This is a genomic window from Burkholderia cepacia (genome assembly GCF_001039005.1).
GTDB lineage: Bacteria > Pseudomonadota > Gammaproteobacteria > Burkholderiales > Burkholderiaceae > Burkholderia > Burkholderia theae.
The window spans coordinates 1-14,802 of record NZ_LDWR01000017.1 but is presented as its reverse complement, the minus strand read 5'-3'; the positions used below and the strand labels follow the sequence as shown (position 1 = coordinate 14,802).

At 66.5% G+C, this 14,802-nt stretch carries 12 protein-coding genes; 6 read left to right on the top strand and 6 right to left on the bottom strand.

Annotation, left to right across the window (positions count from 1 at the left end; genetic code table 11):
* Positions 1 to 12 precede the first annotated feature (12 nt).
* Both VL15_RS10150 and VL15_RS10145 read right to left on the bottom strand, forming a co-directional pair.
* On the bottom strand, positions 13 to 444 hold the full coding sequence (locus tag VL15_RS10150) for a YqaA family protein (RefSeq protein ID WP_048245351.1): 432 nt from the start codon (positions 442 to 444) through the stop codon (positions 13 to 15).
* Positions 445 to 498: 54 nt separating this feature from the next.
* On the bottom strand, positions 499 to 1,155 hold the full coding sequence (locus VL15_RS10145) for a LysE family translocator (RefSeq protein WP_048245350.1): 657 nt from the start codon (positions 1,153 to 1,155) through the stop codon (positions 499 to 501).
* Between the two features lie 285 nt (positions 1,156 to 1,440).
* On the opposite strand from VL15_RS10145, the gene VL15_RS10140 reads away from it, so the two are divergent.
* A complete protein-coding gene (locus VL15_RS10140) occupies positions 1,441 to 1,923 on the top strand; it encodes an Lrp/AsnC family transcriptional regulator (protein ID WP_048245349.1) in 483 nt (160 codons plus the stop codon).
* A gap of 789 nt (positions 1,924 to 2,712) precedes the next feature.
* On the opposite strand, the gene VL15_RS10135 is transcribed toward VL15_RS10140, so the two are convergent.
* Positions 2,713 to 4,362, bottom strand: coding sequence for an IclR family transcriptional regulator domain-containing protein (locus VL15_RS10135; protein WP_048245348.1), 1,650 nt, complete (start codon positions 4,360 to 4,362; stop codon positions 2,713 to 2,715).
* A gap of 177 nt (positions 4,363 to 4,539) precedes the next feature.
* Between VL15_RS10135 and VL15_RS10130 the strand changes: the two genes are divergently transcribed.
* From VL15_RS10130 to VL15_RS10120, 3 genes are all read left to right on the top strand, one after another.
* Positions 4,540 to 5,499 carry an MBL fold metallo-hydrolase gene (locus tag VL15_RS10130; protein WP_048245347.1) on the top strand — a complete coding sequence of 320 codons (960 nt, stop codon included), beginning with the start codon at positions 4,540 to 4,542 and terminating at the stop codon, positions 5,497 to 5,499.
* Positions 5,500 to 5,681: 182 nt separating this feature from the next.
* Positions 5,682 to 7,034, top strand: a complete 1,353-nt coding sequence (locus VL15_RS10125; RefSeq protein WP_048245346.1) for an MFS transporter — start codon at positions 5,682 to 5,684, stop codon at positions 7,032 to 7,034.
* Positions 7,035 to 7,117: 83 nt separating this feature from the next.
* Complete coding sequence (locus VL15_RS10120) at positions 7,118 to 8,470, top strand: MFS transporter (RefSeq protein ID WP_048245345.1); 1,353 nt, start codon at positions 7,118 to 7,120, stop codon at positions 8,468 to 8,470.
* Between the two features lie 57 nt (positions 8,471 to 8,527).
* Here VL15_RS10120 and VL15_RS10115 read toward each other — a convergent pair whose 3' ends face one another.
* Both VL15_RS10115 and VL15_RS10110 read right to left on the bottom strand, forming a co-directional pair.
* Complete coding sequence (locus tag VL15_RS10115) at positions 8,528 to 10,330, bottom strand: sensor domain-containing diguanylate cyclase (RefSeq protein WP_230684420.1); 1,803 nt, start codon at positions 10,328 to 10,330, stop codon at positions 8,528 to 8,530.
* 381 nt (positions 10,331 to 10,711) lie between these two features.
* Positions 10,712 to 11,512 carry an SDR family NAD(P)-dependent oxidoreductase gene (locus VL15_RS10110; RefSeq protein ID WP_048245343.1) on the bottom strand — a complete coding sequence of 267 codons (801 nt, stop codon included), beginning with the start codon at positions 11,510 to 11,512 and terminating at the stop codon, positions 10,712 to 10,714.
* A 136-nt stretch (positions 11,513 to 11,648) separates the two neighbouring features.
* Here VL15_RS10110 and VL15_RS10105 point away from each other — a divergent pair, with 136 nt between their 5' ends.
* Positions 11,649 to 12,608: a GlxA family transcriptional regulator gene (locus VL15_RS10105; RefSeq protein WP_048245342.1), complete on the top strand. Its 960-nt coding sequence runs from the start codon at positions 11,649 to 11,651 to the stop codon at positions 12,606 to 12,608.
* A gap of 460 nt (positions 12,609 to 13,068) precedes the next feature.
* Entirely contained in the window at positions 13,069 to 13,809 is a 741-nt protein-coding gene (locus VL15_RS10100) for a hypothetical protein (RefSeq protein WP_048245506.1), read from the top strand.
* A 478-nt stretch (positions 13,810 to 14,287) separates the two neighbouring features.
* Here VL15_RS10100 and VL15_RS39860 read toward each other — a convergent pair whose 3' ends face one another.
* Positions 14,288 to 14,680, bottom strand: a complete 393-nt coding sequence (locus VL15_RS39860) for a hypothetical protein (protein WP_080970783.1) — start codon at positions 14,678 to 14,680, stop codon at positions 14,288 to 14,290.
* Between the last annotated feature and the right edge of the window lie 122 nt (positions 14,681 to 14,802).

Sequence of the window (14,802 nt, the reverse complement as noted above, 5' to 3'; positions counted from 1 at the left end):
GCGTCGCGCGGCTCAATGCACGACGAGCCACGCGACGGCCAGGTAGCGGCCGACCTTCGCGATCGTGACGATCGCCAGAAAGGTTGGCAGCGGTTCGCGCAGCACACCGGCAATCATCGTCAGCGGATCGCCGATCACCGGCGCCCAGCTCAGTAGCAGCGACCAGCGGCCGTAGCGCGCATACCAGCGCTCGGCGCGCGCGAGTGCAGAAGGCTTGACCGGAAACCAGCGGCGGTCGCGGAAGTGCTCGATGCCGCGCCCGAGCATCCAGTTGATCGCGGAGCCTGCGACGTTGCCGATGCTGGCGACGAGCACCAGCGCCCACACGGGTTCGCGCCCGGCAAGCAGCAGGCCGGCGAGCACGGCTTCGGACTGGAGCGGAAACAGGGTCGCGGCGACCATCGACACGGCGAACAGGCCGCCGTAAGTGAGCAATTCGGACATCGCGCGATTGTACCGGCCGCACGATGGCCGACCCGGGTCACACTGTCCGGTCGCTCAGTTCCAGCCGACCATGATCGCGCCCATCCCGACGAGCAAGCCACCCGTCACGCGGTTCATCGCGCGCATCCGCGCCGGCCGCTGCAACGCGCGGCTCAACCGGTGCGAGAACAGCGCCATCGACGCGACGCCGCCCGCGAACAGCAGCGCGAACGTCGTGGCAAGCAGCAGGAACTGGAGGTTCAGGCTCCAGTCGGCCGTCGGACTGATGAACTGCGGAAAGAACGACGGGAAGAACAGCAGCGTTTTCGGATTGAGGCCCGACGTCGCGACGCCGCGCCAGAACAGCGCGCGTCCGGTATCGGCGTCCGGCTCAACGATGACGGCACCGGCACCGGATTCGGCCGATGCGGCGGGCGCGCTTGCCGGCGCGCGGCTGAGCCATTGCTTGCCGCCGAGCCAAACGAGATACGCGGCGCCGGCCCAGCGCAACACAGTGAGCGCGTGCTCGTTGATGTGGACCAGCGAATTCAGGCACAGCGCGGTCAGCGCGAGTTGCAGCAGTACGGCGAGCGTGCCGCCCCACACGCACGGCAGCGCACGGCGCCAGCCGGCGCGCAGCGCCTGGTTCATCGTGAGCAGGTTGACGGGGCCGGGGGCGTAGATGAGAACGACGGAAGCAGCGAGGAACGACAGATAAAGCCTGAACGACATGACGGGAAGTGCAAGAGCGGGGAGCAGGCACCGGCTCCGCACGCGGTGGATAGGCGTGCGGGCGGCGGGGAATCGCATGCCTGCTTGTCCGGCACCGCAACTCGTGATTGCGGCCGTGCGTCCCGGTGCGAAGGGGTTGTCGCGGGGAGCGTGCCGGGCAACAGGCATGATGAAAATGTATCAAGCGGGTCGGTTAAAAGGCTTCCTGTTTTCTGGCAAAACGGACCTGAAACCGGAATCCTGTTCAGATAGAATGCCCATTTTCAGTAGAAGATTCTTCTCATCATGGCTACCCGCGAACGCTCGCCGAAAACCCTCGACAATCAGGACCGCAAGATCCTCGGTGCACTGCAGAAAAATGCGCGCCTGTCGAACGCCGAACTGGCCGAACAGATCGGCATGTCGACCACCGCATGCTGGAACCGCACGCGGCAACTCGAAGTCGACGGCTACATCGATGGTTATGTCGCGCTGGTCAACCAGCGCATGCTCGGCTACGCGGACATCGTGATCCTCGAAGTCACGCTCGATCGCCACGAGGACGACGCGCTCGCGCGTTTCGGCTCGGAACTGGCGGCGCTGCCCGAAGTGCTGGAGGCTTATCTGGTGTCGGGCGAATACGACTACTGGATCAAGGTCGCCGTGGACGGCACGGCCGGCTACGAGCGTTTCCTGCGCGAAAAGCTCTACAAGATCTCGAGCATCCGTCACAGCCGCTCGATGTTCGCGCTGCGCTGCATGAAGGACGTGCCGTCGATTCAGGTGTGAAGGCGGGGGCGGGGATGGGGCGCGCGGCCGTCATCGAACGGGTCGCGCATGCGGCTGCGCAATCGCGCGGAGACAGCCTGCGATCGACCGGTGCGGAAGGCGCCCGGCGGGGTACTGCACGCGGGCAGGCAAAACGGATGAATCTTCCGTCAGGGATGATCTGACGCAATTGCACGTCGTCGGGATGACGGTGGCCCGCTCGGGCAACTTGCCGACAAAACCGCGCCGATACCGATCGGCGGCGGCGCAGACCTCAACGCGCTCCCGACGTGATGAGCGCATTCAACCGGGACCAGCCCGGCTCGTTACCACGACACCACCCAACTCCGATGCCGGACGCGGCGGCCTTGCGGCGCGCGTTCGGGCAAGCGGATCAGGCAGGTCGTCGTGCGGTCGTTCCGCTTAGTGCGGCAGACGCGCGTGTGCTTCAGCGATGACTTCGCAGTTATCGAGGTGGAGTTGCCAAGCTTCTGCAATCAGCTCGCCAACACGTGCGAGCCAGCCGGCGGATTCGGTGGAACGATCGGAGACATTAGACGTTTGCATGACGAAGCCCCATATAGGTGGCGAGTTAGGGATAACCCTGATCATAGCGAAACATCACCGCCTTGTGAAATGCGATTTCGTTATATGAGAATTACTGGCAATTTGTGTTGCTGCTGCGCAACATGAATATCGGCCGCCGTTTCGTCGCGTGCAGGCGCGACGAGGCCATGCGTGCACGGCCTCGCGTGGAGCAAAAGAGGGGATTCGAGCGGCGGGGAGGACGGGGGCGAGGCGGCGCGGCGATTACCGGCCGATCCACCCGAACCGCCACGACAGCCGCCGCGTCGCGGCGAGCAGCGTCTGCGCGAGGTTGCTGTCCGGCCCGCGCGGGAAGCCGCGCGACGAGCCGATGATCGCGATCACGAGCCGGATGCTGCCGGTGTGATCGAACACGGGCGCGGCGACCGTCCCGATGCCCGGCACCGGCGCGTCGAATGCGAAATCGAGCCCGGCCGCGCGGATCGCCGCGAGCCGCGCGCGGAACGCGTCGTCGGCCTGCGTGGCGGCACCGCCCGCCAGACGCACGGGCTCGTTGGCGAGCAAGTCGGCCAGCACGTCGTCGGACATGCCGGCCGCGAAGATCCGGCCGATCGCCGTATTGACGAGCGACATCACGGTGCCGACCTGCAGGCTGACGTGCTGCGGCCGCGCCGATTCCTCCAGGCGGATCACGGTCGGGCCGAGCGGCCCGAGCGTCGCGGCCGCCACGCTCATGTCGGTCGCGCCGGCCAGCGCGACGATCTCGGCTTCCGCGTCGCGCGTCGGCGACACGCGCTGCATCGCGATCAGGCCGAGCGCCTGCCCGAGCGGGCCGCCGTCGAAGCAGCCGGCGTCGTCGCGGCTCAGCAGGCCGATCTTCTGCAGGCTGACGAGATGCGGAAACGCCTTCGCGGCCGGCATGCCGGCCGCCGCCGCGAGATCGCGCAGCGGCAGCGCGCGGCCCGCCGACACCAGCGCGAGCAGCAGCTCGCCGGTGCTGTCGAGCGCATTGATCCCGCGCTGCGCTTTCGCATCGTCGGCCAGCGCCGGCGGCACGTGCGGTGCGCCTGCTTCCGGTGCGGGCGCCGGTTCGGCAGGTTCCGCGCCGAGCGACACGGTGGCCTGTCGCGCCGTATCGCGCAGGGCGGCCGCGATCGGGCCGTCCCAGCCGACATCGATCGATCCCGTCGAACCGATTACCGTCAACGCGAGCTGCAGGCGCTCGTGTGCGTCGAATACGGGCACGCACATCGCGCTGACGCCGGGGCTCGGTCGGTCGACGCTGCGTTCGATGCCGCGCGCACGGATCGCGTCGAGTGCGGCCTGTTGCCCGTCGGCGTCCGGCGCGGGCTGCGTGCCTTCGGCGCCCGCGAGCGTGTCGCCCGCGCCGGCCTGGCTGGCCGCCATCGCATCGAGTTGCGCGGAATCGCCGAACGCGCGGAACACGCGGCCGGTCGCCGTCGTGTCGAGCGACATCACCGAGCCGACGTGCAGGTTCACGTGCAGCGGATAACCGCCGTGCTCGATGCGCACGATCGTCGGGCCGAGCGCGCCCGGCACCGACAGCGCGACGCTCAAGCCCACCGCTTCCGCGAGCCGCACCGCGTGCGGCAGCGCCGCGCGGTAGGCCGGCTGGCGCTCGATCGACATCAGCCCGAGCCGCAGCGACAACGGGCCCGGCTCGTAGTTGCCGGTGATCGCGTCGCGCTTCACGAGCGCGAGCCGCGTCAGGCTGACGAGATAGGTGTGCGCCTGCGCGGTCGACAGGTCGGCCGCCGCGGCCAGCTCCGACAGCCCGAGCGGCTTGCGCCGGCGCGCGAGCGCGTCGAGCAGCCGGCCGCCGACCTCGACACTCTGGATCCCGCGCTGCGCCTTGGGGGGCGCGTCGTCTGCGCTGACTTCGTGGTTCTGCACGCGATGATTCTTCCGTTGACGAAACCCCGCATGGTATCCGACGCCATTTATCGCGCCAGCCCGCAGGTTTACCCGCATTAGACAATAGCAAGCGACTTTGTCATTGACAAATAATCGACGCGGGAAGATGATCGGCTCACTCCCCTCAACACATGGCTCGCAGCCACGGAACGCAACATGGCCAAAGCATTCGCCTCCCAAGCCGATCTGGAAGAGAAGAAAGTCACCTGGACGAAGCTGTCCGAGAACGCGTACGCGTACACCGCCGAAGGCGACCCGAACTCGGGCGTGATCATCGGCGACGACAGCGTGCTGATCGTCGACACGACCGCGACGCCCGCGATGGCGCAGGACCTGATCGCGAAGATCCGCAGCGTGACCGACAAGCCGATCAAGCACGTGGTGCTGTCGCATTACCACGCGGTGCGCGTGCTCGGCGCGTCCGCGTATTTCGACGAAGGCGCGCAGCATGTGATCGCGAGCCGCGGCACGTACGAGATGATCGTCGAGCGCGGCGAGGCCGACATGAAGTCGGAGATCGAGCGCTTCCCGCGTCTGTTCGCCGGCGTCGAGACGGTGCCCGGCCTGACCTGGCCGACGCTCGTGTTCGAGCGCGAGATCACACTGTTCCTCGGCAAGCTCGAAGTGAAGATCATGCATGTCGGCTCGGGCCACACGAAGGGCGACACGATCGTCTGGCTGCCGTCGCAGAAGGTGCTGTTCTCGGGCGACCTCGTCGAATACGACGCCGCGTGCTACTGCGGCGACGCGCAGCTCGAACAGTGGCCGGCCACGCTCGAGGCGCTGCGCGCGCTCGGCGCCGAGAAGCTCGTGCCGGGCCGCGGCCCCGCGCTGCTGAATCCGGCCGAGGTCGACAAGGGCCTCGACTACACGAAGGATTTCGTCACGACGCTGCTCGCGCAGGGCCGCAAGGCGGTCGAACGCAACCTCGACCTGAAGGCGTCGATGGCGCTCACGCGCGAAGCGATGGATCCGAAGTTCGGCCACGTGTTCATCTACGAGCACTGTTTGCCGTTCGACGTGTCGCGCGCGTTCGACGAAGCGAGCGGCATCACGCATCCGCGCATCTGGACCGCGCAGCGCGACAAGGACATGTGGGCCGCGCTGCAGGACTGAGCGGCGCACGGCGGCGGGGCGTTCTCGTGAACGTGCCGCCGTTTCCCTGAAGGCGGCGGTTTCCGCGGCGGCGTTGCGCCGCGGTGCCGGCAGCCGTATCCGGTCTCACAAGAAAGCAGGGCGCATGCACGCCCTCGGAGACTGCCGCGCGCTCGATTCGCGCGGCCCGTTTGGAGAGAGACATGCCCCAATCGCTTCCCGCCGAAGCGACGATCGCGCACGCGAGCGTTTCGGTATCCTCATCGACGTCCGAATCCGGCGACGCGCTGCTGTTCCGCAAGATCGCGTGGCGGATCGTGCCGTTCCTGTTCCTCTGCTACGTCGTATCGTTCCTCGACCGCATCAACATCGGCTTCGCGCAGTTGCAGATGAAGCACGATCTCGGTTTCAGCGATGCGATGTACGGCCTCGGCGCCGCGGTGTTCTACGTCGGCTACGTGTTCTGCGAAGTGCCGAGCAACATGCTGCTGGCACGTTTCGGCGCGCGCCGCACGTTCACGCGGATCATGCTGCTGTGGGGCATCGCGTCGACGGGCATGATGTTCGTGTCGCAGCCGTCGCATTTCTATGTGATGCGTTTCCTGCTCGGCGTGTTCGAAGCCGGCTTCTTTCCCGGCATCGTGCTGTATCTGACCTACTGGTTCCCGGCGAACCGGCGCGCGGCGGCGATCTCGGTGTTCTTCGCGGGCGTCGCGGTGGCCGGCGTGCTCGGCGGCCTGATGTCGGGCTGGATCATGCGCGACATGAGCGGCGTGCTCGGGCTGCACGGCTGGCAATGGATGTTCGCGATCGAAGGCGCACCGGCGATCCTGCTCGCGTTCGTCGCGTTCACGTGCCTCGTCGACCGGCCGCAGGACGCCGCGTGGCTCACGTCCGATGAAAAGGCGCGGGTCGCTGCGCTGTGCGCGGACGGTCGCGGGCACGGCAGCGCGCACGACGGGCGCAGCGTCGCGGCGGCGCTCGCGAATCCGCGCGTGTACCTGTTCGCGTTCATCTATTTCTCGCTGACCTGCGCGTCGCTGACGCTCAACTTCTGGATGCCGCTGATGATCCGCGACTTCGGCGTGACCGATGTCGTGGCCGTGAGCCTCTACACGGTCGTGCCGAACGCGGTCGGCGCGGTGGGGCTGATCCTGATCGCGCGCCGCTCGGACCGCACCAGCGAGCGCCGCAAGCACTTCGCGTGCTGCACGATCGGCGGCGGGCTCGCGCTCGCGGCGCTGACGCTGCACCTGCACAGCTTCGCGGCGATGCTCGCGTGCCTGTCGATCGCGGCGACGCTGATCTTCGCCGCGCTGCCGATCTTCTGGGCCGTGCCGACTCGCTACCTGTCGGGCAACGCGGCCGCGGCCGGGATCGCGCTGATCAGCAGCATCGGGATCACGAGCGGCATCGTCAGCCCGTGGGTGATCGGGATGATCCGCACCCGCACGGGCAGCATGGATCTCGCCGTGTACCTGCTGGCCGCGCTGCTGGTCGTGAGCGGCGCCGCGCTGATGCTCGGCGTGAAGGGCGAAGCCGCGCAGCGCGACTGAACCACGGCCGGTCGCTGCCCGCGGGCGGCGGCGAGCGGCGCACCATGCCCGCCCCGTACCTGAATCCATCGAGGAGACGATCGATGTCAGCCCCTCTTCAAGCGGACGCCGCGCGAGCCGTCGCGTCCGGCGCCGGTTCGACGGACGACGACGCGCTGTACCGCCGCATCGGCGCGCGGATCGTGCCGTTCCTGTTCATCTGCTACATCGTGTCGATCCTCGATCGCAGCAACATCGGCTTCGCGCAGTTGCAGATGCGCCAGGATCTCGGCCTGACCGACGCGATGTACAGCCTCGGCGCGGTGCTGTTCTTCGTCGGCTACGTGCTGTTCGAGGTGCCGAGCAACGCGTTGCTGCGCCGCTTCGGCGCGCGCCGCACGTTCGCGCGGATCATGTTCCTGTGGGGCGCGGTGTCGGTCGCGATGATCACCGTCGACAGCGCGAAGCATTTCTACGTGCTGCGCTTCCTGCTCGGGCTGTTCGAGGCCGGGTTCTTTCCGGGCGTGGTGTTCTACTTGACGTACTGGTATCCGGCGCGGCGGCGCGCGTCGGTGCTGTCGATCTTCTACGCGGGCGTCGCGGTGGCCGGGATGGTCGGCGGGCTGCTGTCGGGCTGGCTCATGCGCGGGATGTCGGGCGTGCTCGGGCTGCACGGCTGGCAATGGATGTTCGCGATCGAGGGCGCGCCCGCGATCCTGCTCGGCGTGATCGCGTGGTTCTGGCTGTGCGATCGTCCCGAGCACGCGCGCTGGCTGTCCGACGCCGACCGGCAGCGGCTCGCGGCCGACCTGGCCGCCGACCGCGCCGGTGCGGGCGCGGATGCGCCGCGTTCGCTGCGGCAGGTGCTGGCCGAGCCGCGCACGTACCTGTTCGCGTTCATCTATTTCTCGCTGACCACCGCGTTGCTGATGCTGCTGTTCTGGATGCCGCTGATGATCCGCGAATTCGGCATCCACGACGTCGTGCAGATCAGCCTGCTGTCGGTCGTGCCGAACGCGATCGGCGCGGTTGGCCTGATCGCGATCGCGCGGCGCTCGGACCGCAAGCGCGAACGGCGCCGGCACTTCGCCGCGTGCGCGTTCGGCGGCGCGGTGGCGCTCGCGCTGCTGACGCTGCACCTGCCGAGCATCGTCGCGATGATGGCGCTGCTGTCGGTCGCGGCGATGCTGATCTTCGCCGCGCATCCGGTGTTCTGGGCCGTGCCGTCCGCGTATTTCTCGGGCGCCGGCGCGGCAGGCGCGATCGCGCTGATCAGCAGCATCGGCGTGTCGAGCGGGATGATCACGCCCTGGCTCGTCGGGCTGATCCGCACGCGAACCGGCAGCATGGATCCGGCGATGCTGATGATCGCGGCCTTGCTGGCCGCGTGCGCGGTCGCGATGCTGTTGGGGGGGCCGCGCGGCGACGCGGGTGCGAGAGCGGAAGCGCCGCATTGAAGGCGAGGTCGGGGCGCGTTGCCTTCGTCCCGTTCGAGGCAGAAGCGGGCGCTGCCGCTACGCCCGATACACCTCGATCCGGTTGCGGCCGCGCTCCTTCGCGAGATAGAGCGCCTTGTCGGCGCGCGACAGCGGCTGGTACGCACCGAAGTCGGACTCCCGCATCGCGTCGATGCCGATGCTGACGGTCAGCTCGACCTGCTGATCCTCGTGCATCAGCCGCGCCTGCATCGTGCGTTGCTGCACGCGCCGCGCAAATGCCAGCGCCGTATCGAGGTCCGACCTCGGCAGCACGATCGCGAATTCCTCGCCGCCGACGCGCCCGACGATCGCCTCCGGCCGCGTTTCCGCGAGCAGCAGCCGCGCGAAATGCCGGAGCGCGCGGTCGCCGAGCGGGTGGCCCCAGCGGTCGTTCAGCGCCTTGAAGTGATCGAGATCGAGCATCAGCACCGCGGCGGGTAGGCCGGTCGCGCGCACGTCGCGCAGCGCGGCTTCGCTTTGCCGCATGAACGCATGGCGGTTCGACAGTTGCGTCAGATGGTCGGTCGTCGCCATCCGGTGCAGTTCGGCCTCGATGTGCTTGCGCTCGGTCGCATCGGTGATGAAGCCATGCCACACGGTGCCGCCGTCGGCCATGCGTTGCGGGCGCGCATCGCCTTCGCGCCATCGCAGGCCCTGGCCGGGCAGCAGCACGCGATATTCGAGACGCCACGGCGTCAGCCGCAGCGACGAGTCATGCAGCGACTGCCGATAGGCAACCAGGTCGGCCGGATGAATCCGGGTCTCGACCGCCTCCGCGTTGCGGGCAATCTGGTCCGGCGTCAGTTCGTAGATGTCGCTGATACCCGCACTCGCATAGGAAAAGTAGCGGCGCCCGTCGGCTGCCTGCCGCAACTGAAACACCAGCCCGGGAACCTGGTCGGTGAGATCCGTGACGAGCGCGGCCGAGTCGCGCAGCCGCGCGGCCAGCTCACGCAGCGCCGTGATGTCGGTGGTCGTGCCGACCATGCGCAGCGCGCGGCCGTTGTCGTCGCGGTTGATCACCTTGCCGCGGCTGCAGATCCATTTGTACGTACCGTCCTTGCAGCGGATACGGTGCTCGACCTCGTAGCTGTCGGTGCGGCGTTCGAAGTGCGCGAGCATGGCCGCCTTCACGTCGTCGACATCGTCCGGATGCAGCCGTTCGTACGCATCCTCGATCCGGCTGCCCAGCTCGTGCGGCGCATACCCGAGCATCGCTTTCCAGGTCGGCGAGTAATGGATCTCGCCGGTTTCAACGTTGCGATCCCACACGCCGGTGCCGCTTTCGGTCAGCGCAAGCTTCGTCAGCGTGCTGTGCTCCTCGACGCGGCCGAGCCGGTCGCGCAACGCGGCTTCGTCAATGGCGCGGGCGAGCGCGCGTTCGGCCAGTGTGGCGAGGTCGCGCAGCACCGCGCATTGCGCCGCATCGAGCGTCAGGCGGGAGTCGTGGGTGATGCACAGCGTGCCGAGTGAGGTGCCGTCGGGCGCGGCCAGTTCGCACGCCGCGACGATCTGCGGCGCGTGAAGCGGGCTGTCGTCGCATTGCAGGCTGCCGTTCGCGCCGTGCACGACGTCTCGTCGGTCGGCAGACGAATCGCGTTCGACATGTGACGGAAAGAAGTCGGCGGGAAGCGGGTCGGGCAACGTGCCGTCGGCCGCCAGCACGTGTTGCGTACCGGCTTCGGCGCGCGCCACGAATGCGCCGGCCGTGCCGAAATGGGCACGCGCGACGCGGCAGACGGCCTCCAGTTCGGGGGGCGGCGCCGGTTGACTGTCGGCCGAACCGCGCGCGGAGGCCGGCGCGTCGCCGGTCTCGGTAATGAACATACGGAACCGCATGGTCGAATTCCGCAACGTACGATTGACGATTGCTCTTGCGATCGGACGAACGCCGGTCGAATGAGACTGCTCTGGAAACTGCAATCGTAGAGCTTACTGTTGCGCGGAATGCATGGCAAGCGAACCGGAATCGGCTTTTGGTGTGACGTATTTGCGCTGACCAGGAAATAATCCGGCGTGCGTTCTCGGTACGCGGGCGGCAGGCCGGCATGCGTCGCCGGCGCCTTCCCGCAGACAAATGAAGCGATCGGCGCGCGCCCGGAAACGTGCCGCCGAACACCGGACGACCGCCGCCCGATTCGCCGCGCGTCGGGTCGTCCGGCGGCACACTCCGGTGTTCGACGCGCCTGCCGCCGTCGATCAGCCGGCTTTCCGGTGCGATCAGCGCGCCGGCGCGTAGCGCAGTGCCGGCGTATCGGTCGACAGGTGCGGCGCCATCGTGCGGCGCGCGGCCTCGTACGCCTCCCATTCGTCGCCTGCATGCAGCGACGGGATCGTCACGAGTTCGCCGCGATCGAAGCCGACCAGCGCCGCGTCGACCAGGTCGGACGCCGGCATCACGATTTCCTTCGGCAGGTGTTCGACCGGCAGGCCGGCCGTTTGCCAGAAATCGGTGGCGGTGGCGCCGGGCAGCACGGCCTGCACCTGCACGCCCTTGTCGGCGAGTTCGTGATGCAGCGACTGGCTGAACGCGAGCACGAACGCCTTGCTGCCGCCGTACACGCCGTTCAAAGTTTCCGGCGAGATCGCGACGATCGACGAAATGTTGATCACCGCGCCGCGGCCGCGTGCGACGAAACCGGGCACGGCCGCATAGGTGAGGCGCGTGAGCGCGGTCACGTTCAGGTCGATCATCCGCGTCATCGCGTCGACGTCGCTGTCGAGCAGCGGCGCATGCGTGCCGACACCCGCGTTGTTCACGAGCAGCGTGATGCTCGCGTCCTGCTTCAGCTTCGCCTCGACGGCGGCGAGCGCCGTGCGGTCATTGAGGTCCGCGTCGACGATCTCGACACTGCGCTGCGTGTCGTTCGTGATGCGCTCGGCGAGGGCGGCCAGCCGGTCGCGGTTGCGCGCGACCAGGATCAGGTCGTAGCCGCGGCGCGCGAGCCGGTCAGCGTAGAGGGCGCCGATGCCCGACGAGGCGCCGGTAATGAGGGCGGTACCGCGATGCGTTTGCGTCATGATGTGCTCCGTTTCGATGAAGGTAGCCGAATGGCGTGAATGCATTCTGGCCTCGGATCGCCGCGACACAAATGACGTAGATGGGTATGATTCGGGACATCGGGCCGACCGACCCGCCCGGGACTGGGGAACACACATGCACCGAATCGGCTTTCTGATCAGCGACGGCTTCCAGATCATGGCGCTCGCCGCGCAGTCGGTGTTCGAGTACGCGAACATGGGCGCGGGCGAGCCGTTCTACGTGATGGACAACTATTCGGTCGAAGGCGGCGACGTGCGCTCGTCGCTCGGGCTGTCGGTCGCCACGCGCACGCTGCGCGGCCGGATCGACGTCGATACGTGGATCGTCGCGGGCGTTAACGATCCGGTCGCATCTCCGGCGCCGGCCGGCGTCGTCGCGTTCCTGCGCCGCGCGAACGTGCGCGCGCGGCGGGTCGCCGGCATCTGCACGGGCGCGTTCGTGCTGGCCGAGGCCGGGTTGCTCGCGCAGCGCCGCGCGACGACGCACTGGGCGTACGGTCGCGACATGCAGCGGCACTATCCGGAGATTCGCGTCGAGGAAGACCGGATCTATATCGTCGACGGTCCGATCTGGACGTCGGCCGGGATGACGGCCGGCCTCGACCTCGCGCTCGCGATGGTGGAAAAGGATCTCGGCGCCGAGGCCGCGCGCTCGGTCGCGCACAAGCTCGTGATGCACCAGCGGCGGGCCGGCGGCCAGTCGCAGCATTCGGAAATGCTGGAGCTCGCGCCGAAATCCGACCGGATCCAGAACGCGCTGAACTACGCGCGGCAGAACCTCGGCCGCGCGCTGACGGTCGAGGACCTGGCCGAGGCGGTTCATCTGAGCCCTCGGCAGTTCAGCCGCGTGTTTACGCTCGAAACGGGGCAATCGCCTGCGAAGGCGATCGAGCGGCTACGGCTGGAGTCCGCACGGTTGATGATCGAACAGAGCCGCCATCCGCTCGATGTGATCGCGAAGGAGAATGGTTTTCGCGACCGGCGGCATATGCGCGAGGCGTTCGTGCGCGGGTTCGGCGTGCCGCCGCAGGCGATGCGGCGCGATGCGCGCGTGGACGACCGGGGAGGTCGTTAGGCTGGTGGTCGCCAAAAGAAGGGGCAGGTGGATGAATCGGGGCGGCTTGGGTGGGGGGCTGTTGCCGGCTGGATTCGGCCACATTGAGACGTTCGACAGTGCGGCTTGAATCGCTGACAATCGACGCGTTGACGCCGGAAGCCGCGATGCTAGGACGTAATATGCCAAACGATCTGAACTAGGCAGCCTATTGGGTTTCGTTTATACATGAGCACTGCCCGTTTCCAAATCGAGACGCGCTTGCGGCGCAGTTCGCGAATGCAGAGATACTCAGACTCTGTGCTTATAACGTCTTCGTCAGCGAATCGCTCATTGAGAATTAAGCGGGAATTGCGCATGCCGGTCCGGGCGGTGAATGACCGCTATTGAGCAGATCGAGTGGCTGCAATGGGTCCGGGAAGCGCCATTCGCTGGCGCGAGATGGCACGGCGACCAAGGTAGCCGCTTTACACTGCGACAAATGAGCTACTCTTCCCTGCAACCCCAGCCCCAAAACGTCCTCACCTCCTATTTCTGGAGCGGCGACACCATCCGCAGTCGGCGCGTAAGTGACATCGTGCTGTCCGGCACGGTCGACGTGCCAGAGCCGCCGGCGCGTCTGCTCGCGGATTGGGCTAGGGAGATTTCGTCCCGCATGACCCTGGAACCTGGGGATGTTGAGGCGTTACCTCTGGCACGAGCACGAGCGCGCTGGCCGGACTACTCGCACTGCGTGCAGGCAGTGGCTGATTGGGCGAGCAAGCTTGGACTGCCCGGAGTACTTGCCTCCAGTGACGTCGCTCTAATGGCTTGCCGCGGCGCGAGGTATCACCACGACGGAGAGCAGTATGGCGGCGCGGCCTTCTGCAATCTCTTCCTGAGCGAGGATAAGGGTCAGGACGTACACTTTCCATCGTTGGGTCTTCGAATCCCCCTGACCCGGGGTTCGGTTCTGATATTCGATACCTGCCAGTCTCATGGCGTCATTCGGCGCGGCAGCAGCGGTTTTGATGTGGACGACTTCCCGCCCGGCCAGGATGGCACTCAGGTATTCCTGACCTGGGAGCTTCCCGTTGAGGCTATCCATGTCAGGCAGGCGCTCAACGTCGCCTTTGACATTGATCTTTCGACCTCGCTGAAGGTAAATGAAGAGCACGTCCGGCTGAATGATGAAAGAGTCAGCGTGTGTGACAAGTCAGGTCGGTGGCACCGAGCTGACTAATCGCCAGGACTAATCGCGATCCCACCTGGTCGGCTGCATCGATCTCGCCGTCGCCTGCCGGCCAGGAAGAGACACTCGACCCAAGCACGAGGATGGTTGACAATGCCTTGCGCAAGAGTGCGATTGCCACGCGCTCGCGCATGGCGGCCGAATCACCAATCCATGGGGCACGGAAATGAGACACTCCCTCGGATATCTGCATGAGGTTTGGCTATGTCCCGACGGGCCCGGACAATCGCTTCCTGCATGCATTCCATATGGACCAGATGGCGACGCAGCACGTGCGCTTAATGAGTCTGGAAGTGAATGGGTCTGGACATTCTGGACGAGTTCACATGCAGAGACTATGGCCGTCTACTATGAATTTGTAGGCTACGGAGAATATAGCGTGCAGGACGATCTCGATCGGCAACCCTATTCACTCGCTGCGTACGAGCGCCAGACGACGTACTTGCTTCGAGACGGCTCGCTTAGGGTCTCATGCTCGGAAGTCCGGCGCTAACCGCCAGTGAACAAATGGCGGATACGATGTTCCGCCTAGGAAGGCCAGAAATACTTCCACGACCTGATCGGCCATGAACCATTCATCTGAGCGCATCGGAATGTTGCCCGCTCGGAAGACCAGGATCGTGCCATCAGGGCGTACAGGCGAAGGCTTGTTATGGAAGGCTCTCCATTGTTGCGCGCCGAATTCAACGCGCTCGATCATACAGCTGGCGCCACCGCCGGCTACTTGCACGTAGTTGCCTGTGTCGTCAGTCAACGAAGCATAAGATGACTTGCCGTAGCTTCGCAGCGACTTGAGCGCACGTGTGATCTGTGCGGGAGTCGGCGCAGTGTTTACTGGTCTGCCCTCGATTTCGAGTTTCATCGTTGATCTATCTTGACCCCTCTCAACCAGATGCGAATCATACCAACGCGGAAAACCAATAACGAATGACCACTATCGGTGCATTCGAAGGGCCGCTCCGGGTTGCGGATTCAACCGGTCGA

Bases quoted from the DNA above. Each gene is read 5' to 3' on its own strand.
- VL15_RS10150 (WP_048245351.1), bottom strand. From the start codon at position 444: ATGTCCGAATTGCTCACTTACGGCGGCCTGTTCGCCGTGTCGATGGTC.
- VL15_RS10145 (WP_048245350.1), bottom strand. From the start codon at position 1,155: ATGTCGTTCAGGCTTTATCTGTCGTTCCTCGCTGCTTCCGTCGTTCTC.
- VL15_RS10140 (WP_048245349.1), top strand. From the start codon at position 1,441: ATGGCTACCCGCGAACGCTCGCCGAAAACCCTCGACAATCAGGACCGC.
- VL15_RS10130 (WP_048245347.1), top strand. From the start codon at position 4,540: ATGGCCAAAGCATTCGCCTCCCAAGCCGATCTGGAAGAGAAGAAAGTC.
- VL15_RS10125 (WP_048245346.1), top strand. From the start codon at position 5,682: ATGCCCCAATCGCTTCCCGCCGAAGCGACGATCGCGCACGCGAGCGTT.
- VL15_RS10120 (WP_048245345.1), top strand. From the start codon at position 7,118: ATGTCAGCCCCTCTTCAAGCGGACGCCGCGCGAGCCGTCGCGTCCGGC.
- VL15_RS10115 (WP_230684420.1), bottom strand. From the start codon at position 10,330: ATGCGGTTCCGTATGTTCATTACCGAGACCGGCGACGCGCCGGCCTCC.
- VL15_RS10110 (WP_048245343.1), bottom strand. From the start codon at position 11,512: ATGACGCAAACGCATCGCGGTACCGCCCTCATTACCGGCGCCTCGTCG.
- VL15_RS10105 (WP_048245342.1), top strand. From the start codon at position 11,649: ATGCACCGAATCGGCTTTCTGATCAGCGACGGCTTCCAGATCATGGCG.
- VL15_RS10100 (WP_048245506.1), top strand. From the start codon at position 13,069: ATGAGCTACTCTTCCCTGCAACCCCAGCCCCAAAACGTCCTCACCTCC.
- VL15_RS39860 (WP_080970783.1), bottom strand. From the start codon at position 14,680: ATGAAACTCGAAATCGAGGGCAGACCAGTAAACACTGCGCCGACTCCC.